27 protein-coding genes are annotated in these 25,309 nt (G+C 69.7%); 16 read left to right on the forward strand and 11 right to left on the reverse strand.

Translation table 11 applies throughout. From position 1 onward, the window contains the following. Nucleotides 1-37: 37 nt before the first annotated feature. Nucleotides 38-217, reverse strand: coding sequence for a DUF6104 family protein (locus AB5L52_RS15015; protein WP_003992906.1), 180 nt, complete (start codon nt 215-217; stop codon nt 38-40). A 251-nt stretch (nt 218-468) separates the two neighbouring features. On the opposite strand from AB5L52_RS15015, the gene AB5L52_RS15020 reads away from it, so the two are divergent. Both AB5L52_RS15020 and AB5L52_RS15025 read left to right on the forward strand, forming a co-directional pair. Beyond that, nucleotides 469-1,419 carry a DUF4097 domain-containing protein gene (locus AB5L52_RS15020; protein ID WP_369364465.1) on the forward strand — a complete coding sequence of 317 codons (951 nt, stop codon included), beginning with the start codon at nt 469-471 and terminating at the stop codon, nt 1,417-1,419. A gap of 1 nt (nt 1,420) precedes the next feature. Then, nucleotides 1,421-2,467 carry a PadR family transcriptional regulator gene (locus tag AB5L52_RS15025; RefSeq protein ID WP_369364466.1) on the forward strand — a complete coding sequence of 349 codons (1,047 nt, stop codon included), beginning with the start codon at nt 1,421-1,423 and terminating at the stop codon, nt 2,465-2,467. Nucleotides 2,468-3,086: 619 nt separating this feature from the next. On the opposite strand, the gene AB5L52_RS15030 is transcribed toward AB5L52_RS15025, so the two are convergent. From AB5L52_RS15030 to AB5L52_RS15045, 4 genes are all read right to left on the reverse strand, one after another. After that, nucleotides 3,087-3,659 carry a Clp protease N-terminal domain-containing protein gene (locus AB5L52_RS15030; RefSeq protein WP_351024204.1) on the reverse strand — a complete coding sequence of 191 codons (573 nt, stop codon included), beginning with the start codon at nt 3,657-3,659 and terminating at the stop codon, nt 3,087-3,089. Then, complete coding sequence (locus AB5L52_RS15035) at nt 3,659-3,868, reverse strand: HTH domain-containing protein (protein WP_351023813.1); 210 nt, start codon at nt 3,866-3,868, stop codon at nt 3,659-3,661. The genes AB5L52_RS15030 and AB5L52_RS15035 overlap by 1 nt, the downstream gene beginning before the upstream one ends. 133 nt (nt 3,869-4,001) lie before the next feature. Continuing rightward, nucleotides 4,002-4,967, reverse strand: coding sequence for a zinc-binding dehydrogenase (locus tag AB5L52_RS15040; protein WP_369364468.1), 966 nt, complete (start codon nt 4,965-4,967; stop codon nt 4,002-4,004). A gap of 176 nt (nt 4,968-5,143) precedes the next feature. Next, on the reverse strand, nt 5,144-6,367 hold the full coding sequence (locus AB5L52_RS15045) for an NADP-dependent malic enzyme (RefSeq protein WP_351023818.1): 1,224 nt from the start codon (nt 6,365-6,367) through the stop codon (nt 5,144-5,146). 569 nt (nt 6,368-6,936) lie between these two features. Here AB5L52_RS15045 and AB5L52_RS15050 point away from each other — a divergent pair. The 3 genes from AB5L52_RS15050 to AB5L52_RS15060 all read left to right on the forward strand — a co-directional run bounded on the left by AB5L52_RS15050 (nt 6,937) and on the right by AB5L52_RS15060 (nt 9,714). Further along, complete coding sequence (locus AB5L52_RS15050) at nt 6,937-7,893, forward strand: ABC transporter substrate-binding protein (protein WP_369364470.1); 957 nt, start codon at nt 6,937-6,939, stop codon at nt 7,891-7,893. A 136-nt stretch (nt 7,894-8,029) separates the two neighbouring features. Beyond that, nucleotides 8,030-8,908, forward strand: a complete 879-nt coding sequence (locus tag AB5L52_RS15055) for an amino acid ABC transporter permease (RefSeq protein WP_351574161.1) — start codon at nt 8,030-8,032, stop codon at nt 8,906-8,908. A gap of 53 nt (nt 8,909-8,961) precedes the next feature. Continuing rightward, a complete protein-coding gene (locus AB5L52_RS15060; protein ID WP_351024209.1) occupies nt 8,962-9,714 on the forward strand; it encodes an amino acid ABC transporter ATP-binding protein in 753 nt (250 codons plus the stop codon). A gap of 57 nt (nt 9,715-9,771) precedes the next feature. On the opposite strand, the gene AB5L52_RS15065 is transcribed toward AB5L52_RS15060, so the two are convergent. Then, entirely contained in the window at nt 9,772-10,530 is a 759-nt protein-coding gene (locus AB5L52_RS15065; RefSeq protein WP_369364472.1) for a trans-aconitate 2-methyltransferase, read from the reverse strand. Nucleotides 10,531-10,630: 100 nt separating this feature from the next. On the opposite strand from AB5L52_RS15065, the gene AB5L52_RS15070 reads away from it, so the two are divergent. Continuing rightward, nucleotides 10,631-11,260 carry an ABATE domain-containing protein gene (locus tag AB5L52_RS15070; RefSeq protein WP_369364474.1) on the forward strand — a complete coding sequence of 210 codons (630 nt, stop codon included), beginning with the start codon at nt 10,631-10,633 and terminating at the stop codon, nt 11,258-11,260. On the opposite strand, the gene sodX is transcribed toward AB5L52_RS15070, so the two are convergent. Beyond that, nucleotides 11,164-11,598, reverse strand: coding sequence for a nickel-type superoxide dismutase maturation protease (gene sodX / locus AB5L52_RS15075; RefSeq protein WP_369364476.1), 435 nt, complete (start codon nt 11,596-11,598; stop codon nt 11,164-11,166). The genes AB5L52_RS15070 and sodX overlap by 97 nt on opposite strands. 144 nt (nt 11,599-11,742) lie before the next feature. On the opposite strand from sodX, the gene sodN reads away from it, so the two are divergent. Further along, a complete protein-coding gene (gene sodN, locus AB5L52_RS15080) occupies nt 11,743-12,138 on the forward strand; it encodes a superoxide dismutase, Ni (protein ID WP_004983535.1) in 396 nt (131 codons plus the stop codon). Nucleotides 12,139-12,145: 7 nt separating this feature from the next. On the opposite strand, the gene AB5L52_RS15085 is transcribed toward sodN, so the two are convergent. Both AB5L52_RS15085 and AB5L52_RS15090 read right to left on the reverse strand, forming a co-directional pair. Next, nucleotides 12,146-13,300, reverse strand: a complete 1,155-nt coding sequence (locus tag AB5L52_RS15085; protein ID WP_351023833.1) for a site-specific integrase — start codon at nt 13,298-13,300, stop codon at nt 12,146-12,148. Nucleotides 13,301-13,321: 21 nt separating this feature from the next. Beyond that, nucleotides 13,322-13,828, reverse strand: coding sequence for a helix-turn-helix transcriptional regulator (locus AB5L52_RS15090; protein ID WP_351023836.1), 507 nt, complete (start codon nt 13,826-13,828; stop codon nt 13,322-13,324). A gap of 131 nt (nt 13,829-13,959) precedes the next feature. On the opposite strand from AB5L52_RS15090, the gene AB5L52_RS15095 reads away from it, so the two are divergent. The 4 genes from AB5L52_RS15095 (at nt 13,960) to AB5L52_RS15110 (ending at nt 18,678) form a co-directional block, all read left to right on the forward strand. After that, a complete protein-coding gene (locus tag AB5L52_RS15095; protein ID WP_351023839.1) occupies nt 13,960-14,157 on the forward strand; it encodes a helix-turn-helix domain-containing protein in 198 nt (65 codons plus the stop codon). A 216-nt stretch (nt 14,158-14,373) separates the two neighbouring features. Next, complete coding sequence (locus AB5L52_RS15100; RefSeq protein WP_369364479.1) at nt 14,374-15,816, forward strand: DnaB-like helicase N-terminal domain-containing protein; 1,443 nt, start codon at nt 14,374-14,376, stop codon at nt 15,814-15,816. A gap of 599 nt (nt 15,817-16,415) precedes the next feature. After that, nucleotides 16,416-17,024 carry a plasmid mobilization relaxosome protein MobC gene (mobC, locus tag AB5L52_RS15105; protein WP_351023845.1) on the forward strand — a complete coding sequence of 203 codons (609 nt, stop codon included), beginning with the start codon at nt 16,416-16,418 and terminating at the stop codon, nt 17,022-17,024. Further along, nucleotides 17,014-18,678, forward strand: a complete 1,665-nt coding sequence (locus AB5L52_RS15110; RefSeq protein ID WP_351023847.1) for a relaxase/mobilization nuclease domain-containing protein — start codon at nt 17,014-17,016, stop codon at nt 18,676-18,678. Before mobC ends, AB5L52_RS15110 begins: the two co-directional genes overlap by 11 nt. Here AB5L52_RS15110 and AB5L52_RS15115 read toward each other — a convergent pair. Both AB5L52_RS15115 and AB5L52_RS15120 read right to left on the reverse strand, forming a co-directional pair. After that, nucleotides 18,675-19,493: a class I SAM-dependent methyltransferase gene (locus tag AB5L52_RS15115; RefSeq protein WP_351023850.1), complete on the reverse strand. Its 819-nt coding sequence runs from the start codon at nt 19,491-19,493 to the stop codon at nt 18,675-18,677. The two genes, AB5L52_RS15110 and AB5L52_RS15115, sit on opposite strands and share 4 nt — an antisense overlap. Beyond that, the gene (locus AB5L52_RS15120) at nt 19,490-20,827 is read right to left on the reverse strand and encodes a helix-turn-helix transcriptional regulator (protein WP_351023853.1); all 1,338 of its coding nucleotides are present in this window, start codon (nt 20,825-20,827) and stop codon (nt 19,490-19,492) included. Before AB5L52_RS15120 ends, AB5L52_RS15115 begins: the two co-directional genes overlap by 4 nt. Before the next feature lie 104 nt (nt 20,828-20,931). On the opposite strand from AB5L52_RS15120, the gene AB5L52_RS15125 reads away from it, so the two are divergent. The 5 genes from AB5L52_RS15125 (at nt 20,932) to AB5L52_RS15145 (ending at nt 25,307) form a co-directional block, all read left to right on the forward strand. Beyond that, on the forward strand, nt 20,932-21,387 hold the full coding sequence (locus tag AB5L52_RS15125) for an ATP-binding protein (RefSeq protein ID WP_351023856.1): 456 nt from the start codon (nt 20,932-20,934) through the stop codon (nt 21,385-21,387). Continuing rightward, on the forward strand, nt 21,381-21,857 hold the full coding sequence (locus tag AB5L52_RS15130) for a hypothetical protein (RefSeq protein ID WP_351023858.1): 477 nt from the start codon (nt 21,381-21,383) through the stop codon (nt 21,855-21,857). Before AB5L52_RS15125 ends, AB5L52_RS15130 begins: the two co-directional genes overlap by 7 nt. 28 nt (nt 21,858-21,885) lie before the next feature. Continuing rightward, entirely contained in the window at nt 21,886-23,001 is a 1,116-nt protein-coding gene (locus AB5L52_RS15135) for a hypothetical protein (protein ID WP_369364482.1), read from the forward strand. Beyond that, a complete protein-coding gene (locus AB5L52_RS15140) occupies nt 22,998-23,354 on the forward strand; it encodes an ASCH domain-containing protein (protein WP_351023864.1) in 357 nt (118 codons plus the stop codon). Before AB5L52_RS15135 ends, AB5L52_RS15140 begins: the two co-directional genes overlap by 4 nt. Nucleotides 23,355-24,065: 711 nt before the next feature. After that, a complete protein-coding gene (locus AB5L52_RS15145; protein ID WP_351023866.1) occupies nt 24,066-25,307 on the forward strand; it encodes a PP2C family protein-serine/threonine phosphatase in 1,242 nt (413 codons plus the stop codon). Nucleotides 25,308-25,309: the final 2 nt, after the last annotated feature.

The raw sequence follows: 25,309 nt of genomic DNA on the forward strand, positions 1-25,309 counted from the left end.
GCTTGCGCGCCGCCTGGTCCGCTCGTCGTCGCCCGGGCTACTCGTCGTCCTCGTCGTCCAGCCGAGCCAGCCAGGTCGCCAGCCGCTCCACCGGCACCTCGAAGTCCGGGTTGAGATCGACGAACGTGCGCAGCTGCTCGGCGAGCCACTCGAAGGTGACCTCCTCCTCGCCGCGCCGCTTCTCCAGTTCCTCGATGCCACGGTCGGTGAAGTACAACGCTCACTCCTGATGGGGACGGATCTACTCCCCCAGGGTAGGCCGTGTCCCGCGGGGCAGGCCGTGTCCCGGTCGCGGGAGTGCGCGAGACCGATGCCGGCCCTGTCACGCGATGACGCCCGCCCTCTCACGCGAAGACGTCGGCCCTCTCACACGAACGGGTGTCTTGACTTCCGGCATCCACGATATATCGTGTTTGACACAGGACGCGATATGGCGTGTCGCGGCCGTGCCTGCCGAGGAGGTCCCCCATGCCCGAGTGGTCCGTCACCGAGCCCCAGAAGCTGACCTTTGACTCCCATGTGAGCGACCTCCAGGTCCGCATCGTCAACGGAACGGTGAACGTGGTGGGCACGGACGAAGGTTCCGCCCGCCTGGAGATCTCGGAGATCGAGGGCCCGCCCCTGATGGTCACCCAGCAGGGAGACACGCTCACCGTGGCCTATGACGACCTGCCCTGGAAGGGCTTCCTGAAGTGGCTCGACCGCAAGGGCTGGCGCCGCAGCGCCGTGGTCTCCCTGGCCGTCCCCGCCGACACCCGCGTGGAGGTGGGCGTGGTCGGCGCCGGTGCGGTCGTCTCCGGCATCAGCGGCCGGGCGGTGGTCAAGGGAGTCACCGGCGACACGACCCTGGTCGGCGTCTCGGGCCCGGTCCAGGCGGACACCGTCTCCGGAAACCTGGAGGCCCAGGCCGTCACCGGCGACCTGCGGTTCAAGTCGGTCTCGGGCGACCTGACGGTGGTCGAGGGCTCCGGGCGCTCCGTGCGCGCCGACTCCGTCAGCGGTTCCATGATCGTCGACCTGGACCCGGACGGCCCGACGGAGGTCAGCCTCACCAGCGTTTCCGGCGAGATCGCCATCCGTCTGCCTCATCCGGGAGACGCCGAGGTGGAGGCGAACACCGCGAGCGGCACGATCTCCAACGCCTTCGACGGACTGCGGGTGCACGGCCAGTGGGGCGCCCACAAGATCACCGGCCGCCTGGGCGCGGGCACGGGCAGGCTCCGGGCCACCACGGTCTCCGGTTCGATCGCCCTGCTGCGCCGCCCGTCGGGAGAGGATGAGCCGGACACCCCCTGGGAGACCGAGCCCACCGCCCCCGCCGAGCCGTCGCAGACCCCCGGCACCGACCCCACCACCGATGCTCCGGCCGCCGGCCAGACCGACGTCACCGCTGGCACGACCGACAAGAAGGTGCTCTGACATGCCCCCCGTCTTCGCCCATGGGCGCCTGCGCCTGTACCTGCTCAAGCTGCTCGACGAGGCCCCGCGCCACGGCTACGAGGTGATCAGGCTCCTCGAGGAGCGCTTCCAGGGCCTGTACGCCCCCTCGGCGGGCACGGTCTACCCCCGGCTGGCCAAGCTGGAGGCGGAGGGCCTGGTCCGGCACACCACGGAGGGCGGCCGCAAGGTGTACGCCATCACGGACGCCGGCCGGGCCGAACTGGCCGACCGCAGCGGTGAGTTGGCCGACCTTGAGCTGGAGATCCGCGAGTCGGTCGCGGAACTGGCCGCCGAGATCAAGGCCGATGTACGCGGCGCGGCCGGCGATCTGCGCCGGGAGATGCGCGCGGCCGCGTCCGAGGCCCGCCGGGCCACGAAGACGGGCGCCGGCGCGGCGGGCCCCTTCGCGGAGTACGGCGACGTGAGCGACAAGGAGGCCTGGCGGGCCGCCAAGGAGGAGATGCGCCGGGTCAAGCAGGAGTGGAAGGAGCAGGCCCGCCGCGCCAAGGACGAGAGCCGCCGGGCCCGCGAGGAGGCCCAGCGGGCCCGCCATCAGGCCCAGGAGGCACAGGCGCGGGCGCGGGCCCAGGCGCAGGAGGAGATGCAGCGCATCGCCCGCCGGGTCCAGGACCGCGTCCAGGACCACTTCACCCACGGCGACTGGCCGACGGGCGTCCGCGAGGGCTTGTCCGAACTGGCCAGGGAACTGGGCGACTTCGGCAAGAGCTGGAACGGCTCCACTCGCCCCGCCGAGGAGCCGGCCCCCGAGCCCACCACCCCCTCGGACCTGCACTACGTCTCCCCCACGGAGGACTTCTCCGTCGCGTACGAACCGTCCTGGGCGCACGAGGACCCCACCGGCGACCCGACCCGCGACCTGGACCGTCTCCTGGACCGTTTCCGCGACGACATCCGCGACGCGGCCCGCGACCACGGAGTCACCCCGGACCAACTCCGCGACGCCCGCCGCCATTTGTCGACGGCAGCGGCCCACATCGGGGTGATTCTGCGGTCACCGAAGGCCTGACGGTGACCGCGGCCTGACGGTGACCGCGGCCTGACGGTGACCGCGGTCTGAGGCGCCGGGGTCCAGGAGGCTGCGCGAGGTCCGCTCGTGGCCTGTTCGGAGGCCTGACCGGGTCATTAGAAGGCCTGGTCGAGGTGGCCGGGCACGGCGGAGGCGGCGGGGCGCGGCAGAGACGGCCGGGCACGGCAGAGACGCGCCTGCGGCCGGACGGCGGGGTTCCCCGGCCGTGACGGGTCCGTTGGCCGTGACGAGTCCGTTGCGGCTGGTCGCGCCCACGCGGCGGAGCCGTATGCGGAGCCGCATATCGTTACAGCCCCGCGCCCCCAAGGGGTTGCGGTTGCCGCACTCGCGTACGCACCGTGGCTGCAAGCAGCCGCGCCTCCGACCGGAGCCCGACGAGCAGGGAGCCGGACAACGAGTGCCGCAGACCGGCGAACGGACGGCCGAAAACGGACGGCCGCACAAGAGTGCCGGAGCCCCACGAGGACCGGCCGGGGCGACGACCAGCCGGCACCGCCCCGGCCCCTCGGCCGGCATCGCCCGCCCCTCAGCCGCCCCGGCCGCCCGGGCCGCCCCGGTCGGAGCCGCCCTGGCCGCTCAGTCGAAGGCGCCCCGCCGCTCAGCCGGCCTTCGCCTGTTCGCCTTCGTCTCCGTACAGGACCCGGGTCACCGACTCGTACGTCACGCCGTGGTCGGCCAGCACCTCGGCCGGCACGCCCGGCAGGACGGTGAGCGCCAGTAGTAGGTGCTCGTCACCGATGTGACGGTCGCGGCGGGCGAGGGCAACCCGCAGGGACTTCTCCAAGACGTCCTTCGCGCCCCGGCTGAAGCTCGGCCGGCGCCCCGACCAGCCGCCTCCGTCCTTCCGGTCGCCGGACATCGCCCCGACGCCGTGCACCTCCTCCACCCGTGCCACGATCTCCGACACGTCGATGCCCAGCCCGGCCAGGGCGTCCGCGTCGGCCCGGGTCAGCCCGGCGTGCCGCCGCGCCTGGGACAAGGCGCCCCGTACCGACTCCCGGCGCTCCGCGAGCCCGAGCGCGGCCAGGGCGAAGGACGCGCGGCTGCCCTCACGCTCCAGAAGGGCGAGCAGCAGATGCTCGGCATCGATCGTCCGGGCTCCGGTGCGCCGGCCGTCCATGACCGCGCCCTGCACGACCTCACGCGCATCCTTGGTGAAGCGTTCGAACATCATTGCCTCCCGTACTTCTTGTGCACGGCCTGCCTACTGACACCCAGCTCCGCGGCGATCTCCTGCCACGACCAGCCCTGATTGCGCGCACTGCGCACCTGTACCGCCTCCAGCTGCTCCAGCAGCCTGCGCAGCGCGGCGACGGCCCGCAGTCCGACCCGCGGATCACGATCACCGGCACGCTGTGCCAGCTCGGTTGCCTCGCTCATGATGTCAACCTACGTTGACGCGACACCCCATGTCAACCAACGTTGACATCCTCGGCGTGCGAAGGGGCGGGCCCGGACACCCGAACCCGCCCCACGACACCCCTCGCGCAGGAACTGCGGGAGGGCGGACACCTCAGGAGTTGGCGAGCACGATCTTCCCGAACTGCTCCCCGGACGCGAGCCGTTCGAAGCCCTCGCGGGCCCGGTCCAGCGGCAGCTCCTCGTCGATGACGGGCCGCACCCCGGTCGCGGCGCAGAAGGAGAGCAGGTCCTCCAGCTCCTCCTTGGTGCCCATGGTGGAGCCCACGACCTTCAGCTCCAGGAAGAAGATCCGGGTCAGCTCGGCATGCGAGGGCCGGTCCCCGCTGGTGGCACCGGAGATGACGATCGTGCCGCCCGGCCGCAGCGACTTCACCGAGTGGGACCAGGTGGCCGCGCCCACGGTCTCGATGACGGCGTCCACCCGCTGCGGCAGCCGCGCCCCGGACTCCACGGCCTCCACGGCCCCCAGCTCCAGGGCCCGCTTCCGCTTCGCCTCGTCCCGGCTGGTGGCGAAGACCCTGAGCCCCGCCGCCTTGCCGAGCACGATCGCGGCCGTGGCGACCCCGCCGCCCGCGCCCTGCACGAGGACCGAGTCCCCGGGCCGTACCCCGGCGTTGGTGAACAGCATCCGGTACGCCGTCAGCCAGGCCGTCGGCAGACAGGCGGCCTCGGCGAAGGACAGTTCCCTGGGCTTGGGCAGGACGTTCCAGGTCGGCACGGCCACCTGCTCGGCGAAGGTGCCCTGGTAGCGCTCGGTGAGGATGGAGCGCGGCTCGTCCGGGCCGACGCCGTGGCCGGTCTGGCCGATGACGGAGTGCAGGACGACCTCGTTGCCGTCCGCATCGACCCCGGCGGCGTCGCAGCCGAGGATCATCGGCAGCCGGTCCTCCGGGAGGCCGACGCCGCGCAGGGACCAGAGGTCGTGATGGTTGAGGGAAGCGGCCCGCACATTGATCGTGCTCCAGCCGGGACGGGCCTCGGGAGCCGGTCGCTCCCCCAACTCAAGGCCGGTGAGCGGCTGGTCGCGGTCGATTCGGGCGGCGTAGACAGCGAACATGCTGCCGACGATAGGTGCGCCGTGCAGCCGACGGAACCGGACCGCCCTGTGACACATGCCCTCTTGTGCAACGGCACCCATGCAGCGCAGCAAGGGCACCCGTGCGACACAGGCCCGCGCCGACCCCAGGAAATGAAATGGCCCCGCCCAAACGGACGGGGCCACTCCACGCAACGTCAGCGACGAGCGACGCCCTCGGCACGAGCAGCAGCCGCAACCGCCGCCGTGACAGCCGGAGCGACCCGCTCGTCGAACGGCGACGGAATCACATAGTCGGCGGCGAGGTCGTCCCCCACCACCGCGGCCAGCGCCTCCGCCGCAGCGATCTTCATCCCCTCGGTGATCCGGGAGGCCCGCACCTGCAGCGCGCCCGCGAAGATGCCCGGGAACGCCAGCACGTTGTTGATCTGGTTCGGGAAGTCGGACCGCCCGGTCGCGACGACCGCCGCGTACTTGTGCGCGACGTCCGGGTGCACCTCGGGGTTCGGGTTGGCCATCGCGAACACGAAGGCGCCCTCCGCCATGGAGGCCACGGCCTCCTCCGGGACCGTACCGCCGGAGACGCCGATGAAGACGTCGGCGCCCGCGAGCGCGGCCTCCAGCGAGCCGCTGAGGCCGGCCTTGTTGGTGAAGCCCGCGAGCTCCCGCTTGACCGGGGTGAGGTCCTCCCGGTCGGCCGAGACGACGCCCTTGCGGTCCGTCACCGCCACGTCCCCGATGCCGGCCCCGATCAGCATCTTGGCGATGGCGACACCGGCCGCGCCGGCGCCCGAGATGACGGCCCGCAGCTGCCCGATCTCGCGTCCGCTGAGCCGCGCCGCGTTCCGCAGCGCCGCGAGCGTCACGACGGCCGTACCGTGCTGGTCGTCATGGAAGACCGGGATGTCGAGGCGCTCCTGCAGCCGGCGCTCGATCTCGAAGCACCGGGGCGCCGAGATGTCCTCCAGGTTCACTCCGCCGAAGGACGGGGCGAGCCGGACGACGGTCTCGACGATGTCGTCCACATCGGTGCAGTCGAGCGCGATCGGGACCGCGTCGACGCCGCCGAACTGCTTGAACAGGATCGCCTTGCCCTCCATCACCGGGAGGGAGGCCTCGGGACCGATGTCCCCGAGTCCGAGCACGGCCGTACCGTCGGTCACGACGGCGACCACCGACGACTTCCACGTGTAGTCGTTGACGAGCTCCGGCTGTTCCGCGATCGCGGTGCACACGCGCGCGACGCCGGGCGTGTACGCGAGGGAAAGGTCGTCCTTGTCGCGGACCGGCACGGTGGCCTGCACGGCCATCTTGCCGCCGCGGTGCAGCGCGAACACGGGATCGAAGGAATCGAGGGGCTCGGCCCCGCTGTCCTGGTCCGCTTTGCCGTCGCTGCGAGGATTGACGATCTCCGCTGCCACTTTGTATTACCCCTTAGGTATGCATGGTTTGAGGGTCGACCACTCCTGGTGAGGGGTGGGCGGGCACCGCGCAAGGCCCGAATGCCGATACGTACGGACACGTACGAGCACTTGCACGACGGGCGCGCCGCACACGCGCCCTGAGCCCCGGATGAGGGGTGTAAAGAACCTTCTTACCGGACGGACGGTGCCCACGACGAGTCCATTAGGTGCAAGGTCACATCTCGGAACCACAAAGCCACAGAGAGATGACACGCGGCTGACAACCGCGAGGAGCGCCCGAAGCCGCTGGTACGCGGACACAAGCGCCGACCACATCGTGAGACGCGCTGAAGGTTTTCCGGCCGGATGGCTGGATTCCCGCAGATGGTTCGGTGGCCAAGGGCCAAGGATGTACCGACCTGATGCGGTTCGGGGGTGACCCGTTATGTGATTTTGACATGGCGACGCCCCTGATTGGTGCAGTCCGAATGGCAAGATGCCGTAAACCCCACGAGGTCGCGACACCCGAAGGTGTGTGTTCTCGTCGACCCCATCGGCACCTCTTTCCATCCGCCGGAGGAACCACGATGACGACCGCAAGCCCCACCCGTCGTACGACCGCCGCACGCTCCCGTCTGGCAGCGGCCGGTGCGATAGCGGTCGCGGGCGCGCTGCTGCTCACCGGCTGCGGTGACCAGACCAAGGACAAGAGCAAGGACTCCGGCAGCGTCGGCAGCGCCCCGCTGGCCGCCAAGCTCCCCAAGGACATCAGGGACAAGGGCAAGATAGAGGTCGGTTCGGACATCGCGTACGCCCCGGTGGAGTTCAAGGACTCCGCCGGCAAGGCCGTCGGCCTGGACCCGGACCTCGCCGCGGCCGTCGGCAAGCAGCTCGGCGTCACGCTGGAGTTCCAGAACGGCACCTTCGACGCCCTGCTCACCGGTCTGCGCTCGGGCCGCTACGACATCGCGATGTCGGCGATGACGGACAACAAGAACCGCCAGCAGGGTGTCGACCCGGACACGGGCAAGAAGGTCGGCGAGGGCGTCGACTTCGTCGACTACCTGACCGCCGGTGTCTCGATCTACACCCGCAAGGGCGACACCCAGGGCATCAACGGCTGGTCGGACCTGTGCGGCAAGAAGATCGCCGTCGAGCGCGGCACCGTCTCGAACGACCTGGCCAAGGCGGAGGCCAAGAAGTGCCCGAGCGGCAAGAAGCTCACCATCGAGCCGTTCGACGACGACCAGCAGTCCCAGACCCGGCTGCGCTCGGGCGGTGTGGACGCCGCCTCCTCCGACTTCCCGGTCGCCGCGTACGCCGTGAAGACCTCCGGCGGCGGCAAGGACTTCCAGATGGCCGGCCAGCAGGTCGAGGCGGCCCCGTACGGCATCGCCGTGGCCAAGAAGGACACCCAGCTGCGTGACGCGCTGCAGGCGGCGGTGAACGCGATCATCAAGAGCGGCGAGTACCAGAAGATCCTCGAGAAGTGGGGCGCCCAGGACGGCGCCGTCAAGGAGTCCGTGATCAACGGCGGCAAGTGACCCGCGGAAGCAACCCGAGCAGAAGCGGCCACGAGAGGCAACACCCGTGACTCACATAGAGAAGACGGCCGGAGACGACCCCGGCCCCGGGGAGAACTCCGCGGAGGGCTCCACTTCCGCCGCGGGCCCGGAGGCCATCAAGGCCGTCCCGGTGCGGCACTACGGGCGGTACGTCTCCGCCCTCATCGCCCTCGCGATCCTCGTCGCGATCATCTACGCGTTCAGCCAAGGCAAGATCAACTGGCACGCGGTACCGGACTACTTCTTCGACGACCGGATCATGACCGGTGTCGGCAAGACCCTGCTGCTGACGGTCCTGTCGATGGTGATCGGCATCGTCCTCGGCATCATCCTCGCGATCATGCGGCTGTCGAAGAACCCGGTGACCTCGTCCATCGCCTGGTTCTACATCTGGTTCTTCCGCGGCACGCCGGTCCTGGTCCAGCTGTTCCTGTGGTTCAACCTGGGCCTGGTCTTCGAGTACATCAACCTGATGCCGATCTACAAGGACTACTGGTCGAACTTCATGACGCCGTTGCTGACGGCGCTGCTCGGCCTGGGTCTGAACGAGGCGGCGTACATGGCCGAGATCTGCCGGGCGGGCCTGCTCGCGGTGGACGAGGGCCAGACCGAGGCGGCCCACGCGCTCGGCATGAGCCACGGCAAGACGCTGCGCCGGGTGATCATCCCGCAGGCGATGCGCGTGATCGTGCCGCCGACGGGCAACGAGGTCATCAACATGCTGAAGACGACCTCCCTGGTGGCGGCCGTCCAGTACCCCGAGCTGTTCCGCTACGCCCAGGACATCGGCCAGAACTCCGGTGCCCCGGTGGAGATGTACTTCCTCGCCGCTGCCTGGTACCTGATCATGACGTCCGTCCTGAGCGTCGGCCAGTACTACATCGAGCGCTACTACGCCCGCGGTTCCAGCCGCCAGCTGCCGCCGACCCCGTGGCAGAAGGTGAAGGCCGGCATGTTCTCCCTGGGCCGGCCGAAGGGAGCGGTGAGCGCATGACCGACAAGCCGAGCAAGACGACCGAGGACGCCCCGCGGAAGGCGACCGTCCCGATGGTCAGGGCGCAGGGCGTGCACAAGTCCTTCGGCCATGTCGAGGTGCTCAAGGGCATCGATCTGGAGGTCAGGCCGGGCGAGGTGTTCTGCCTCATCGGCCCCTCCGGCTCGGGCAAGTCGACCTTCCTGCGGTGCATCAACCACCTTGAGAAGATCAACGCCGGCCGGCTGTACGTAGACGGCGAGCTGGTCGGCTACCGGCAAAAGGGCGACAAGCTGTACGAGTTGAAGGACAGCGAGGTCGCGCGCAAGCGCCGGGACATCGGCATGGTCTTCCAGCGCTTCAACCTGTTCCCGCACATGACGGCCGTCGAGAACGTCATGGAGGCGCCGGTCCAGGTCAAGGGCGTGAGCAAGGCGCAGGCCCGGGAGCGGGCGCTGCAGCTGCTGGAGCGCGTGGGGCTGGCCGACCGGGCCGGGTACTACCCCTCGCAGCTCTCCGGCGGCCAGCAGCAGCGGGTGGCCATCGCGCGGGCGCTGGCGATGGACCCGAAGCTGATGCTGTTCGACGAGCCGACCTCGGCCCTGGACCCGGAGCTGGTCGGTGACGTCCTGGACGTCATGCGGGACCTCGCCGAGTCCGGTATGACCATGGTGGTCGTCACCCACGAGATGGGCTTCGCCCGCGAGGTGGGCGACAGCCTGGTGTTCATGGACGAGGGCGTGGTGGTCGAATCGGGCCATCCGCGCGACGTCCTGACGAACCCGCAGCACGAGCGGACGCAGTCGTTCCTGTCGAAGGTTCTCTGACCGCGTGCCGGCGCGGGGCGGTACAGCCATCCGTACCGCCCCTTACGGCCGCTTCGCCTACTTCACCGCGAGCAGCAGCGTGTCCGACGGGGAGCACCACACCGGCCGTGCCTCCCCGAACCCCTTCTCGCGCAGCACACGCGCGTGCCACGCCGCCGAGGGCATGTCCCCGTCGGCGTGCTCGCCGTAGATCTCGAACCGCCGGGCGGTCGGCTCGGCGAGCACGGGGTCCTCGGCGGCGACCTGCCACCACTCCGCCCAGTCCAGGGCGCCGTCCCGGCTGGCCTGATCCATGCGCGCGTGCCGCTGTGCGCGTTCGGCCGCGTTGATCCGGGGCGTGCTGTCGTCGATCATGTGGTCCGCGTTCATGAAGACACCGCCGTCGCGGACCAGCTCCGCGACCTGACCGTAGAGGGCCGCGAGGGGTTCGCTGTGCAGCCAGTGCAGGGCCGTGGCGGTCAGGACGCAGTCGTAGGAGTCGTACGACAGCCGCGCCCGCCAGTCGGGGTCCTTGAGGTCGGCGGTGACGAAGGAGACGCGGTCGTCGCCCTCGAAGGTGCCGCGCGCGATGGTCAGCAGGGCCGGGTCGAGGTCGACGCCGGTGCTGGTGGCCTGCGGGAAGCGGTGGAGCAGCCGGTCGGTGATGCTGCCGGTGCCGCAGGCGAGGTCGAGGACGCGCGGGGCGGTCCCGACGAGCGCCTCGACCATGTCGAGCATGATCTCGAAGCGCTGCTCGCGGTCCGGCATGTACCACTCCTGCTGCCGGTCCCAGCTCTCCTGCCAGGCCGCCCAGTCGGTTCCGGTACTCGTGGTCATGGAACCCCGTCTCCCCTCATGATGCGTAATACCCTGAATGCACGACCGTCTGTTACCCGACCGCTGACACGACCATAAAGCGCCCTCGTAAGGACTACAAGTGGAACTGGCCTATTACTCGGATTACGCCGTCCGTCTCGTCAACAGCGAGGAGCCGGCCCGGGGCAAGGACTCGCTGACCTCGGTCGAGGCCGTCCGCGACCTCTTCGGCGCCAACTCCTCCGCGGCCCGGCGCGCCACCGACGCCGACGTCACCCGCTTCCGCTCGGTACGGGGCAGGCTGCGCGCGGTCTTCGAGGCGGCCGACACGGCCGACGAGACCCTGGCCGTGGACCTGCTGAACTCACTCCTGCTGGAGTTCCCGGTGTCGCCGCAGATCTCCGGCCACGACTTCCGCGACGAGGACGGCCGCCCGCTGTGGCACATGCACCTGGCCGACCACCCGTCGAACGCGACGGCCGGCTACGCGGCGATCGCGGCCATGGGCCTCGCCTTCCACCTCACCGAGTACGGCGTCGACCGCCTCGGCCTGTGCGAGGCAGCCCCCTGCCGCAACGCCTACCTCGACACCTCCACCAACCGCTCCCGGCGCTACTGTTCGGACCGCTGCGCGACCCGCGCCAACGTGGCCGCCTACCGGGCCCGCAAGCGCCTGGAGGCCGACCGGTCGGGCAACAGCGGCCTCGCGGCCGAGAGCGCCCAGCACACCAGCGCGAGCGGCGAGCGCTGACCGGCGGGGAGCGGCCGGAACCGAAAGCGCGCCTTGCCCAGCATCAACTCGTCCGGTACGACCCCGTAGTCCGTGCTGTCCCCGCCCGCGTAGGGGTTGTCCCCGAGCACCCACCAGCCGCCGTCGCGCCGCTCCACGGCACGCTTGACGACCAGCAGGTCCTGCTGGAAGGGATGACGCAGGACGACGACGTCCCCCGGCCTGACCGAGGCCCCGTACCGCACCAGCAGCCGGTCCCCGTGTCGGAGCGTGGGCACCATCGACGGCCCGGTCACTTCCGCCACTCCGAAGGGCGCCACAGCCCTCCCCCGCTCGGTCTCCTGTGACAGCTCCGGCATCCCGGCACCTCCCCGGTCCGTTCCTCCACCAGTCTCAGTCTGACCCTGGACTTTTGTCCTAAGCCCTAGGGGGCACCCGAGAAATCGCCTTCCTCAGGGAGTAATGTCGCACCTGAGAAGACGATCACGAGGAAGGAATGCTCCATGCTTTCCCGCCTGTTTGCCCCCAAGGTCAAGGTCAGCGCCCACTGCGACCTGCCCTGCGGCGTGTACGACCCGGCCCAGGCCCGCATCGAGGCGGAGTCGGTGAAGGCCGTCCAGGAGAAGATGGCCGGCAATGACGACCCCCACTTCCAGGCACGCGCCACCGTCATCAAGGAGCAGCGCGCGGAGCTCGCGAAGCACCACGTCTCCGTGCTCTGGAGCGACTACTTCAAGCCCCCGCACTTCGAGAAGTACCCGGAGCTGCACCAGCTGGTCAACGACACCCTGAAGGCCCTCTCGGCCGCCAAGGCGTCCACCGACCCGGCGACGGGCCAGAAGGCGCTGGACTACATCGCCCAGATCGACAAGATCTTCTGGGAGACCAAGAAGGCTTGATCTTGATTCACGCCTTCTGACCTGCGGTTTCTTTGATTGCAGTGTCTACCTGTCCGCACCCGGTCCGCAGGCCGCCGAGCACGGCGTCCATGACGGATCGGGTGCGGTCCTCTTCGCCCGGCCACAGGTGGGCGTAGATCCGCAGCGTGATGACTGCGGACGCGTGACCGAGGACGAGCTGGACCTGCTTGACGCTCGCGCCGCCGGCGATGAGGGCGGAGGCGAAGAAGTGGCGCAGGTCGTGGGTCACCATGTGGGACAGCTCGACGGGCTTACGCCCCTCGCGCTCGGCTGCCTCGTTCTCCGCCGCCTGGAGCGCCCTGCGGGCGCAGTTCCACTCCGTTTTCCAACGGCGATAGTTGAGGGGCTCGCCCTCCTCCATCGTGAACAGCCACTCCTTGGAGGAGCGTGCGGCGAGGTGTTCGAGGAGGGCGTCGGTGACGACCTCGCCGACCGGGACGGTGCGACGGGACTTGGCGGTCTTCGGCGGACCGATCTTCCCCGACTGGAGGCGCTGCCGCTCGACTCGGATGGCGCCGGCCTTGAAGTCGACGTCCGACACCTTGAGGCCGAGCAGCTCGCCTATGCGCAAGCCCGATCCGGCAAGTGTCACGATTGCTGCCCGGATGTACGGCGGCATCACGCGGGCCATGGCCTCGACCTGCGCGACCGTGGGCGGGGTGACCTCTTCGTCCGGCACGGGCGGGAGGGTGATCCGGCGGCACGGGCTGGCCGGGATGACCTTGTCCTCGACGGCCGCGGTCATGACGCGCACTAGGACGTCGTAGACGTTGCGCACGCTGCCGGGGCCGAGCAGTTCGGACAGGGCCTTGAACAGCACCTGTATGTCGTTGCGGCGTATCGCCGCCATGGCGCGGGAGCCGAGCGCCGGGACCAGGTGCAGCCGTAGCGCGTTGTCGGTGATGCGCTCGGCCGCCTCGCTGACGATGAGCGACTCTTCCCATTTCTCCGCGTACTTCTGGAACGAGATCTTTCCGGCGCGCGGGTCGACGTAGAGGCCCGTGACCATGCTGGTCGTCACCTCGTCGAGCCAGCGCTGGGCGTCGATCTTGCGGTCGAAGTGGCGGGCGTGCTCCTTGCCGTCGAGGTCGCGGTAGCGGCCCCGCCATTTGCCGTTGGGGCGCTTCTGGATGTTGGCCAAGCCGGTTCTCCTTCAGGTTGGTTACTGGTGGTAGTAGCCGCCACCCTCGATGTACTCAGTAAGGGCTCGGGCGTCGCGCTCTTCACCCATGAGGCGAAGGCACTGCTCGTGGATGGCTCGCGAGCCATCAGGGTGGGCCTCGATGTACTCGGCAGTCGCGACCACCGCCCGATGGAGGCGGTCCTGGGCGTCACGGGACTCGTAGAACGCCTCGACGGCCTCCTGGACGAGGCGCCGCCCCTCAAGGTCGATGCCCTCCAGCGGCGGGGACATCAGCTCTTCGAGGGGCAGCTCGAAGACTCTGGCGAAGCCGAGGGCTTCATCGACATTGATGCGGCGCCGCGGGTTGCCGTTTTCGATCCGCCAGACCGCCGTCTGGTTCATCCGGACGCCGGCCTTGGTGACCCGATCCGCCAGCTCCGTCGTGCTCCACCCCCTGACCTCGCGTTCCATAGCCACCCGCGCCGCGATGTTGCCCTCGCTGTACAGCAGTGGCACATCGCCACCGCCTAGCCGCCCGTCACTCATGCCGTCCTCCCTCGTCGCCGCCACCAGGTCGCTTTTCAAATTGAATCATACACTTCCCCATTTGACTCGTCACCCTCCGTCGGGTACAACTATACGTAATGACTTACCGTCTATCCAAATAGGAAAACGACTTGGAACGCTTCTTCACCACCGCCGAGGTCGCCGAGCGCTACCGCACGTCCGAGAGCACGGTCCGGTACTGGCGCCAGATCGGTAAGGGCCCGCGCGGGGTCAAGATCGGCAAGAGGGTGCTGTACAGCGCCACAGAGCTGCAGCGCTATGAGGAGGCACTGGCCCAGGGCCTGGACGAGTGGGGGATGGCCGTATGACGCGAGCCCATCCCAGAAATGACGACGGCCCTCGGTGCGCCAACACCAAAGACCGTCTGAAGTCCCACGAGATCGCCCGCTTGAACGACCAGCCTGAGTGGTGCGGGGCCTTGCCCGCCTCGCAACCGCCGGTGAGGACTTGCCGTGCACCATCGTAGTGCCCCGCCCGCTCACGCGTCACCCGAGTCGCCCGAGCACGGTGACGCGCAGGGGAACATGCCTCGCGACGCGGCCGCCGAGCGCGCCGTCCTCGGTACGTGCATGCACCGCCCCGAGGAGATCGACGAGGTCCGCCTGGTGCTGGACGGGGCCGACTTCTACGAGCCACGGCACGAGACGGTCTGGGCTGCCCTGCTACAGCTTCGGCGTGACAAGGCACCCACCAGCCCGGTCTCGGTCACCGACCTGCTGCGCCAGCAGGGCGACCTGAAGCGCGTCGGCGGGGCGGTCTACCTGCACGGCCTCGCCGATGGGTACGAGCCCGGCCGGGCCGCGTACTACGCCGAGATCGTGCGCCGCCTGGCCGGGCTGCGAGCGGTCCAGGCCGCCGCGCTGCAGGCCGTCCAGCAGGCCAGCGACCCAGGTGCCGACCCTGACCAGGTCCTCACCACAGTAGAGGACTTGGTTCGCGCCCAGCGCGAGCGTTCCTGCACCACGGGCAGCTCGCGCCTGGACCGGTACATGAGCGACGGGTGGGACTTCGTCGACGAGATCGGTGCGCCGGCGGACCCGCTATGGGGTACTCAGGAGCAAACCGCCTGGGCCAAGGGCGAGAGTCTGATGATCGTCGGTCCTCCGGGCGTCGGCAAGACCACGCTCGCCCACCAGGTCATCCTCGCCCGCCTCGGCGTGTACCAGGCAGTCCTGGACCTGCCGGTGACCGAAGGCGAGCGCGTGCTGTACCTCGCCCTGGACAGGCCACCGCAGATCGCCCGCGCCCTGCGCCGTCACCTCAACCCGAAGGACGAGCCGACCCTTCGTGACCGGCTGCGCGTGTGGTCCGGTCCGCTGCCCACCACCCTCGACAAGGAGCCCCACCTACTCGCCGAACTCGCCGCCCACCACAAGGCGGACACCGTCGTGATCGACAGCCTCAAGGACGCGGTCAGCCGCCTGACCGAGGACGAGGCCGCCATCGCGTACAACAACGCCCGCCAGCACGCGCTGCGCGAGGGCGCCGAGGTCCTGGAGCTGCACCACCAGCGCAAGTCCACCGCCGAGGCACCACGCGACCAGCGCCCCGTCCTGGACCGCGTGTACGGCTCGACCTGGTTCGTCGGCGGCGCGGGCAGCGTGCTGTTCATAGCCGGCGAAGCCGGTGACCCGGCGGTCAAGATCCACCATCTCAAGACCCCGACCGGCGAGATCGGCCCGCTGCCCGTGATCCACAACCACGTGCGCGGTACCTCCCACGTCGAGCAGGCCCTCGACCCACTCGCCCTCGTGCGGGCATCGCCCGAGGGGCTGACCCCACGCGAGCTGGCCTCGCATCTGACCGAGGAGTCCAAGCCCAGCCGCGCGGACGTGGAGAAGGCCCGGCGCAAGCTGGACCAGCTCGCCCAGGCTGGACATGTAGAGAAGGCCCAGGGCAGCGCCGGCGGAGCCGGTGGCGGTAGCCAGGCCCGCTACCGCGCCCGCCGCCTGGTCGCCGTGTCCTGACCGTCACCACCACCGGCCCGACCGCAGGCATCGTCCGCCTGCGGTCTCGCCCTCTTCCCGTGACGACTTCCGGTGGTGATCGCGACTTCCGGTCACCGCCAAGGCTTCCGGTCAACCGGCGGAGGTCAGCCGGATTCCCTCCTGATCAACGGTGACAGGGTCCGCTTTCCGCCCTCTGCCAAACCGAACCGAGCGTTCACGGGAGCGTTCACGCGGCCCGTGCAGCTGACACCCCTCACGGAGCGATCACGCCGTTCACGATCCACACGAAACCACAGGTCAAGCGATCACGGCAGCGTGCACGCCGTTCACGCGCCAGGCCGTTCACGCGCGGGCCCTCTCTTAGAAGGGGGCCCGCGTGAACGCCCCCTCCGTGAACGCTCGAAGCACAGCCATCCCCACCCCCTCAAAACCACCACTCGAAGCCCGACATGTACGACCCCGTCGACATCACCAACGCCACACGGCACGATGAACCTCAGCCCGTCGATCGCCCTCGGCGCCGCTGGCAACTGTTCAGCCGGCCCAACCACACAGCAGCAAGCTGGAGCGTTCGAGCCCCTAACGGGGCTTCGTCCGCGCTTGCCCCCGCCCCTGGGATGGCGGAGGAGGAGGCCGGGCGCCAGCGGGCGCCCGAGCCGGGGGAGGCGACGACCGAGCCCAACACCGCGTCCGTCGCCGACGCCCCCGCCACGAGCGACGAGCTGCCCGCCGACACCGCTGCTCCGCAGCCCGAGCCGTCTGCCCGCCCTCCGTTGCCCGTTGAGCAGCCCTCGTGGCGTGAGCCCGACGCCCCCACTCTGCCCGCGCGGATGAACCGCAAGCGCACCACCGAGAACCGCGACCAGGAGAAGAAGATCCGCTTTACCCCGACCGCGGTCCGGATCATTGACGAGGCGGCCGAGCGGCGCCGTCTGACGTTCGCCGGGTTCGTCGGCGACGCCGCCCTGGCGGTCGCGGTCGGCAAGGCGAACATGGCGGGAAGTCCGGAGGACGATCCGATCCGCCCGCTGGTGGAGGCCGTCGAGGCCCACATCAAGGCGCTGAACCGCATCGGCACCAACCTCAACCAGATCACCACGGCCATCAACAGCGGAGCCATCCCTGACCAGGCCGAGACCGTCCTCTCCCACGTCGACCAAACCGTCCAGCGCAGCTACCAGCTGATGGACGAGCTCGTGGCGGGAGGCAGCAGTCATGGTTCCTGACGTCTCCGCCGGCTCCGACACCCTCGGCCTGATCAACTACCTCTTCGGGCCGGGGCGACGCGACGAGCACACCGACCCGCACATCGTGGCCGCCTGGGACATGGCCGGCGCCCCCGACCCCAACGCCACCTACACCCAGCTTGCCAAGCGCCTCGACCACCATGTCGACCTGCGCACCCGCGAACTGGGCGGGAAGAAGCCGCCGAAGCACGTGTGGCACTGCCCGGTGCGCACCGCGCCAGGTGACCGCTACCTGACCGACGACGAGTGGGCCGAGGTCGCTCGCCGCGTCGTTGCCGCCACCGGCATCGCGCCCGAGGGCGACGACCAGGCATGCCGGTGGATCGCAGTGCGGCACGCGGACGACCACATCCACATCCTGGCCACCACCGTGCGCGCCGACGGGCGCCGCGCGCGCACGAACCGCGACGGCTGGCGGGCGCAGAAGGAGTGCCGCAAGATCGAGGCCGAGTACGGATTGCGCCAGCTCAAGTCCGGTGACCTGACCGCGCCCAAGACGCCCACCGGGGCGGAGCGGGCCAAGGCCGAGCGCCTGGGCCAGGAGGTGACCGCGCGAGAGTGGCTGCGGGAGCGCGCGTACGCGGTCGCCGCCGCCGTGCGGAACATCGACGACTACTTCACCGTGCTGCAATCGCTCGGCATCCAGGTCAAGCCGCGCGTCAGCGCCAAGACCGGCGAGGTGGACGGCTACAGCCTGGCCGCCCCTGGCGACGCCATCTTCTTCGGCGGCTCCAAGCTCGCCCCCGATCTGTCCTACAGCCGCCTGCTCGAACGCCTCACTACCCAGGACGTAGCCGACCGCCCACAACCGGTTGCCGACCCGACCTTGCCGTGGCGTCGGACGGAATCCGCTGTGCGTACAGCTCTCACCGCGCTCGATTCGGGCGACGATCCCGTGGCCCAGGGCCACCTGGACGCCTTCGCCGACACTCTGCACAACCTGGCTCGCGCCACCCCCGGACCGCACCGGGCTGAACTGCAAGCGGCAGCCATGGCGTTCAACCGGGCTCGCCGCTCGGCGATCCGGGCAGACCACCAAGCCGCCACCGAACTACGCCAAGCCGCCAAGGAACTCGCCTACGCCCCCACCATTCCCGGCGGCCTCACCATCGCCCTCATCTTCACCGCCCTGCGCCTTGCCCGCGCCGCCGCCAAGTGGCACGAGCAGCGCGGCCACGAGCAGCAGGCGGCAGCGGCCGAAGAAGCCTTCCGCCACCTCCAGGAGAGCTACCGCCACGCCGCCGAGCCCGTCCTGGCGGACCTCGCCCGACGCGCACCCCGCCCCCAGACCGTCCAACGCTTCGAGGCCACCGTGTGCCAGGCCGTCCCCGACCACGCCGACCGCATCCTGGCCGACGCCGCCTGGCCAGCCTTGGCCACCACCCTCGCCCGCGCGGAATCCGCCGGCCACAACGCCCGGCACCTCCTCGTGGAGATGGCTGCCAGCCGAGAGCTCGACACTGCCGAGCGCCCCGCCGAGGTCCTCAACTGGCGCATCACTGCCCAGCCGAACCGGCGTGCACAAGCGGCCCGCGCACAAAGCACCCGCCGCACCATGACGGTTACGCCGGCACCGCAGCCCGTCTCCACCCCGACGCACGGGCACCAAACGGAACGTGCCCGCCGCCGCTAACGGCGGCAGACGAGGATGCCTCCCCGGCAGCGGATCTCGAACGCCCCATGCCGGGCGATGTGTTCGTCCAGGATGGTGCGGGCTCGCTCGATCGTGGCCTCGAAGGGCACGTCGTGCTGGTCCGCCCATGCCTGGTACGAGACCATGTGCGCAACCACGGGTTCGGCGTCGCGGACGGTGATGGTGCCGGGCAGTTCAATCGTCTCGACGCGGCCGAACTCCTCCCCCAGGAAGGCCGGAGCCTTCTCCAGGGAGAAGCGGGCGCTGAGCGAGATGCGGGCCGGGCCGCGTCCGGTGCCGAGCACGTGGCCGGCGGCCCGCTGCCACAGGTCGTCGAGTTCAGCTTTGTCCCGATCGCTGTTGGTGGAGGCGATCACCAGCCCGTCACGGGCGACCACGCGAGACAGCTCCCTGACCGCCTGAGGGATGTCCGGGACGTGGTAGAGCATATGCAACGCCAAGGCAGCATCGGCGCTCTGCGTGGCCAGCGGCAAGCGGGTGGCGTCCGCAACGGCGACCAAGCCCTGGACACCGGCGAGGATGCCAGGAGCGATGTCCAGGCCCAGCAGAGTCAGGTCGGGCCGGTCCTGGCAGAGCCGCTGGATGAACTTGCCGTTGCCGCAGCCGACATCGACCACGCGCCCGTTCACGCCCCTCAGTTGCTCGGCGACGATGCCTGGCAGGTCGTAACGGGGCGTCTGCCACCGATAAAGCGACTGGCGGGCAGCCAGATCCCGGTCACTGCTGTAGGCACTTCCGGCGAGACGGCCCCGGTCGGTGACGGCGGCGTCGTGTGCGGCGGACAGTTCGGTCACGTCGGCAGCTCCGGAGGATGGGCGGCGGGTGCGGCCGCAAGGACGGCCGTGTGCTGGAGTCGTTCGCGCAGGTGTACGGCCCGCGCGGCTCCACCGTACTGCGGCCCGCTCAGCTCCTGGCCCAGAGCGGTGAGCCGGCGCACGATGCTGGCCGACATGCGCTCCGGCGGGGAGCCGAGGACGAAACCGAGCATCGCCTCGGTACCGTCCAGGTCGCCGAGGAGCATGTGGCCGCGGGCGAGATCGACGTGGGCGGCGAACAGGTCACCGACCGACTGGTCGTCGTCTTCGGCGCTGCGGTAGAGCCGGATAGCGGTGTCCGCGCTGGCGATGGCCTGCTGGACGTGCTCCCGCCCGCCCACGGCCAGGTGGCTCGTCCCCGCGTACGCGAACTGCTTGGCGGCCGGGAAGGCGAAGATGCCCGGCACCTCGTCGTGGCCACGCATCGCCTCGCGGGAGCGCTCGGCGCCCGCCAGGGCGGCTACGGCACCTGCCCGGTCTCCGGCTATGGCCAACGCCCGCGCCTCCAGGCTCGCCAACCGAGCCCCGATACTCCCGCCCGCCCGGTGCTGGCGACCGGCCTGCGCCAGCCGAGCCGCCCGCTCGTAGTGCCCGGTCCAGTAGGCGATCAGGGACTCCACAGCGCGTACCCAGGCCAGCATCCCCTCGTGGCCAGCCGCCTCGGCGCACGCCCTGGCGGTACGGCTGTGCGTGGCGGCAGAGTCATAGGCGCCCAGGTCCAAGCAGACGTGCGCGGACAGCCCGCACAACCGAGAGGCCGCGACGTACAGGTCGGTGGTCTGCCGGGGATGCTGCCGCCCGCGCAGCAGCTCGAACACCCCGTTCCGAAGCCGCTTGATCTCGACGTACACCTCCAGCAGCGGATGGCTGACATAAGTACGGGCGAGCCGAGCGACATCGGCCTCCAACTGCTCTACGACGAACTCGTCCGCGTTGCGCTGCGCGATGAACCGGGCGAACTCCGCCGAGGCCACCGCATCCGCCGACACAGCTCCGGCGACGGTGCGTGGACGCGCCGTGGGCCACGCGAGCGGTGCCTGTCCCACCTCATCCTCGCCCTCCCCACCCCGTTGGCTCTTGCTGACAGCGACCGCCTGGTCGAGCACGGCGGCATCGACACCGAAGACCTGCGCCAGGTACTTCCGCGTGTACGGCACCGGGATGCGCACCTCGCGCTCGTAGCGCCCGATCTCCTTGCCCGTCTTGGTGGCCCGCCCCTCCAGGGTGTTGCACTCGTCGGCCACCCTCTGCTGGGACCACCCACGCTCTGTGCGCAGCCGGACGAGCAGAGCACCGATCCCTGTGTCGCCCATCCCCTCACCCCGCAGCACACGAACTCTGGCCCCCATAGTGGCCCCCGGCATGGCCCCCACGCTGGCTCCCGACCCAAACGAGCTACAGCGGTTGGCTGTTGGCCATGCCCAGCACGCCGCCCGACAAGCCAGTCGCTCTCGCCCCGGCCCCCGGCGGGGCCATCGAGCACCACACGAGGCTCTTCGACCGGCGCCGCATCACACCAGGTGCCGCCCGGACCTTCGTCGCCGAGACCCTTACCCAATGGGGCCGGACCAAACGCCTCGACGACGTAAGGCTGTGCGTCTCCGAGCTCACCACGAACGCCATCCTGCACGGAGTCCCCACAGGCGGGCTGGTTCTGGTACGCGTCACGCTCAACGACATCCAACTCCGCATCGAAGTACACGACCGTGTCGACGCCCCACCTCGCAGACGACATGTGCCAGCCACCGCCGAGACCGGCCGCGGCCTACTGCTCGTCTCGGCCCTCGCCGACGACTGGGGCGTGGAGGAACGCCGGGGCCCCGGCAAGTGCGTGTGGGCCGCCTTCCAGCACAGCACGGTGCCGGCATGCTGACTCCCGCCAGCACCAGATCGCTCACGATCCCCGCAGGGCTGATCGCTTCCCTGGCCACCGTCACGTGGCTGGACACCGCCCCGACCGGCGCCACTCTCTGCTGCCTTCTGCTGGTGCCCCAGCGGCCGCGAAGCCGGTGCGAGGCGCAGACCGTCATCGAGCAACGCATGCGGACAGTCGCCGAGACCCTCCACCTCGGCCCGGCCACCGCTCCCCCACCGGACATCGGACCACGCCTGCGCCCGATCACACTCACCGAGGTCGCCCTGCGCTTCGACAGCACCCCCTACCGCAAGCGCATCCTGGCAGGCCGTTCCTGGATGCTCCTGCTCGGCCGACGCACCCCGGTGACCCTCGTCCTCGGCCTGGACCCGCTCTCCCGCAGCGCCACTCCGGCCGAGATCGACAGCTACCTCGACCTCGGCACCCTCCGCCAACGTCTCCTCTTCGGCCACACCCGAACCGAATGAGCCCCAACCCACCCCAGGGGGACATCCCGTGACGACTCACCCGGTCTCACCGAACACCGTCCTGGCCAACGCCCTCCACCATGCTGAGGACGTCCTGACCCCGCGCATCCTGGCCACCCCACCCGAGCGGGTCGTGCTGGCCGTCGGCACGCAGATCAACGGCGCCCCACACATTGGCACCTCGCTCGTGCAGTCCCTGGCCTTCGCCATGGCCGCCCGCCTGCGCGACCGCTTCGGCCTGCCCACCGAGGTCCATTTCAGCGCCCTCGACAACGCTCCCTATGAACTGTCCACTGACCCCACAACCGGCCACCGCTACCAGCGCGCCTACGCCCAGGCCCTCGGAGACCAAACCCTCCGCGACCTCGTCTCAGCCCTCTACCAGCCCCTGTTCACCGCGCTGTCGCGACGCCTGGGCATCCCCTTCCGAGTCGAGACCTACACCCAGCAGCAGGCCGGAGAGCACTTCCGCCGCACCTGGCTGCGACTCCTGCCCCGCCTCGACGCGGCCCGCTGGTGGCTCGCCCCCTCCACCGGCACCCCGCACCTCCGCATCCCTTGCCCGCACCCCGGCTGCGGCTGGGCCGAGAAATACGCCGAACGCACCCACGTGCACCTCACCGACCGCGAGGCCGCGCAGGTGGCTGCCGTGTGCCTCCACCACGGCCCCTGCCTCTCCACCGTCACCCCGACGGGAGGCGCCTACCTGGACCTGGCCACCCTGTATCGCAACATGGTCAAGGAACTCGCGCTGTCCAGCCCCCAAGGCACCCTGCACGTCATGGTCAAGGGCGGCGACTGGGTCTTCGGCTCCCACCTGGTCGACGAGGCCCTCCAGGCCGTCGGCCTCACCCGCGGACAGCTCCCGGCCCGCCTGTTCTGCCCCCAGGTCGTCACCGGCACCGGCGCCAAGCTGTCCAAGTCGCTGATCCACGAAGGCCGCGCTCCCCTGCCCGCCGGCGCCGCCGACTGGATGCTCGACACCCGGCAGTGGCCCGGCACCATCACGGACTATGCCGAGCAACTGCTCGCCATGACCGATACCTTGCTGTCCGACCCCCGGCACTTCTTCCGCGCATACTCGGCCGCCGAGATCGGCCGCATGATGACCGCACCAGCCACCAGGAGCGTTCCCGCCCCATGACCGACACCACCGCCCGCGTCCACGGGCTCAACCTCTACCGCCAGTACTTCGACCTTGTCGCCGCGGGCACCAAGACCATCGAGGTGCGGGTCAAACACCCGCACCTGGCCAACCTGGCAGCCGGCGACAGCATCCGCTTCCGCATCAAGGACACCGACGAGACCTGCGACGTGAAAGTCAAGCGGGTCACCGAGTACCCCGACTTCGAAGCCCTGCTCGACGGCGAGGAGCCGGCCAACGTCAACCCCACCGCCTCCCGCGACCAACAGCTCTCCAATATCCGCGCCATCTATCCATCTGAGAAGGAAGCCCTCGGTGCCCTTGCCATCGAGATCGAACGCACCACCCCGTGACCCGTCCGCACACGGCAACGGACCAGCCGTCGGCGGCGGCATCGGGGGAACTGATTCCAGCGGGCCGTCCGCCTGCCCACCGAGCAGCTCGAAGTCCAGCTCGCATTCCCCGCCGTCCTCGACCCGGTGGTCTGGGGCACCGAGACCTCGATGACCACCGAAGCCTCCCCGCTGCGGACCCGGCCCGTCCGCAGCGACGAGGGTGAGCTGCGGCAATTCACGTGGATCACGACCACACCCGTACTGCACGCTCGGTACCGTCTTGAGTGGCGGTTCCGGTCCAGGCCCGACCGCGACCAGATCAAGGGGAGTTCAGGTGATTGACGGGCGGCCCAGCCAAGGAACCTCTGGGCGCCCTCGCCATCGAGATCACTCACCGCTGATCACCCACAGCTCCGGCGGCTGTCCCGACAGGAAGCACAGAGTCTGTGACAGCTACACAATGGGATTGAAAGCCATCTGTCCTGATCACGTATGACATGCCACGTTTGACGTAATGGGCACTTTGGGTTGGTCGGCCGCGTCACTCTGGAAGGGTTGATCACGGTCGTGTCAGGAGCCCTGTGTACGGATCACGTGAGAGGGCCGAGCGGATCGGCCATGACCGCCGGACGGCCCCGAGCGTGTCGCTTCGGGCGCTGCATCCGCGGCACGAGGTCAGTAGGAACATGGTGACCGAGACTTTGAGGACACCGGTGCAAGGGCGCGACCATGGCACAAGGTGAGCGGCGACCGGACAACGGCATGACGGACCGTTCGGAACGGTTCGGTGAGCGGCTGCTGGGGGTGCTGCTGGACCGGGCACACGAGATGCCGCCGCAGCTGATCGCCCCGCTGGTCGTGGACGAGGTGGCCAGGGTCGGTGGTCGCGATGTGTCGATCCTGCTGCAGGACTACGGCCAGCTGGTGCTGGTGCCGCTGCCGGGTCGGCGGCTGATGGTCGGCGAGCCCGAGCCGATCGGTGACTCTCCCGCCGGCACCGCCTTCCTGCAGGCGACCACTGTCGAGGTGCCGCAGCCCGACGGCGTCCGGATGTACGTACCGTTGCTGGACGGCAGCGGCCAGGTGGGAGTGATGGCCCTCACCCTGGACACCGTCGATGACGACGACCGTCGGCTACTGCGCAGGCTCGCCAGTCTGGTCGCCTACATGCTGGTCACCAAGCACAGCTACACCGACCAGTTCTTCTTCGCCCGGCGCCGCGAACCGATGAGTGTGGCAGCGGAGATCCAGTGGTCCCTGCTGCCGCCGCTGGCGATGTCCGTCCCACGGGCAGCAGTGGCCGGAATCCTGGAGCCTGTCTACAGCGTCGCAGGCGACAGCTTCGACTACGCCCTCAACGAGGACATCCTGCACCTGGCCATCGTCGATGCGATGGGCCACGGCCTGGACGCCGCCACGATGGCCACCGTCGCCGTCGGTGCCTACCGGCACGCCAGACGTGCCGACATCGGCCTGTCCGAGATCTACGCGTTCATGGACCGGGCCATCGCGGAGCAGTTCGGGCCCGAGCACTTCGTCACCGCGCAGATGATGCGCCTGAACATCGCGACGGGCCAACTGCAGTGGGTCAACGCGGGCCACCCCGCACCGTTGTTGATCCGCAACCACCAAGTCGTGCAGCAACTGACAGGCCCGACCACCTTGCCGGTCGGCTTCGGCGGTGAAGAGCCCCAGATCAGCGAGCAGACGCTCCAACCCGGCGACCGGGTGCTGTGCTTCACCGACGGCCTGATCGAGGAGCACGAAGCCGGTGAAGAGCAGTTCGGCGAGGGGCAACTCATCCACTGGGTCAACCGCATCGAACACACAGAGAAGGGAGTACGCGCGGTGGTGCGCGCACTCTCCCACGCTCTGAAGCAGCAACGGGGCGGCCGCACCAGCGACGACGCGACCCTCTTCCTGATCGAATGGCGCGGGGGCGCCGCCGACCACCTCGCCCTCCTGGAGTGAGC

This window comes from Streptomyces sp. CG4 (assembly GCF_041080655.1).
GTDB lineage: Bacteria > Actinomycetota > Actinomycetes > Streptomycetales > Streptomycetaceae > Streptomyces.

Coding starts and splice junctions, on each gene's coding strand:
- AB5L52_RS15020 (WP_369364465.1), top strand. CDS start 469: ATGCCCGAGTGGTCCGTCACCGAGCCCCAGAAGCTGACCTTTGACTCC.
- AB5L52_RS15025 (WP_369364466.1), top strand. CDS start 1,421: ATGCCCCCCGTCTTCGCCCATGGGCGCCTGCGCCTGTACCTGCTCAAG.
- AB5L52_RS15030 (WP_351024204.1), bottom strand. CDS start 3,659: ATGTTCGAACGCTTCACCAAGGATGCGCGTGAGGTCGTGCAGGGCGCG.
- AB5L52_RS15035 (WP_351023813.1), bottom strand. CDS start 3,868: ATGAGCGAGGCAACCGAGCTGGCACAGCGTGCCGGTGATCGTGATCCG.
- AB5L52_RS15040 (WP_369364468.1), bottom strand. CDS start 4,967: ATGTTCGCTGTCTACGCCGCCCGAATCGACCGCGACCAGCCGCTCACC.
- AB5L52_RS15050 (WP_369364470.1), top strand. CDS start 6,937: ATGACGACCGCAAGCCCCACCCGTCGTACGACCGCCGCACGCTCCCGT.
- AB5L52_RS15060 (WP_351024209.1), top strand. CDS start 8,962: ATGGTCAGGGCGCAGGGCGTGCACAAGTCCTTCGGCCATGTCGAGGTG.
- AB5L52_RS15065 (WP_369364472.1), bottom strand. CDS start 10,530: ATGACCACGAGTACCGGAACCGACTGGGCGGCCTGGCAGGAGAGCTGG.
- sodX (WP_369364476.1), bottom strand. CDS start 11,598: ATGCCGGAGCTGTCACAGGAGACCGAGCGGGGGAGGGCTGTGGCGCCC.
- sodN (WP_004983535.1), top strand. CDS start 11,743: ATGCTTTCCCGCCTGTTTGCCCCCAAGGTCAAGGTCAGCGCCCACTGC.
- AB5L52_RS15090 (WP_351023836.1), bottom strand. CDS start 13,828: ATGAGTGACGGGCGGCTAGGCGGTGGCGATGTGCCACTGCTGTACAGC.
- AB5L52_RS15100 (WP_369364479.1), top strand. CDS start 14,374: ATGCCTCGCGACGCGGCCGCCGAGCGCGCCGTCCTCGGTACGTGCATG.
- mobC (WP_351023845.1), top strand. CDS start 16,416: ATGGCGGAGGAGGAGGCCGGGCGCCAGCGGGCGCCCGAGCCGGGGGAG.
- AB5L52_RS15110 (WP_351023847.1), top strand. CDS start 17,014: ATGGTTCCTGACGTCTCCGCCGGCTCCGACACCCTCGGCCTGATCAAC.
- AB5L52_RS15120 (WP_351023853.1), bottom strand. CDS start 20,827: ATGGGCGACACAGGGATCGGTGCTCTGCTCGTCCGGCTGCGCACAGAG.
- AB5L52_RS15125 (WP_351023856.1), top strand. CDS start 20,932: ATGCCCAGCACGCCGCCCGACAAGCCAGTCGCTCTCGCCCCGGCCCCC.
- AB5L52_RS15130 (WP_351023858.1), top strand. CDS start 21,381: ATGCTGACTCCCGCCAGCACCAGATCGCTCACGATCCCCGCAGGGCTG.
- AB5L52_RS15140 (WP_351023864.1), top strand. CDS start 22,998: ATGACCGACACCACCGCCCGCGTCCACGGGCTCAACCTCTACCGCCAG.
- AB5L52_RS15145 (WP_351023866.1), top strand. CDS start 24,066: ATGGCACAAGGTGAGCGGCGACCGGACAACGGCATGACGGACCGTTCG.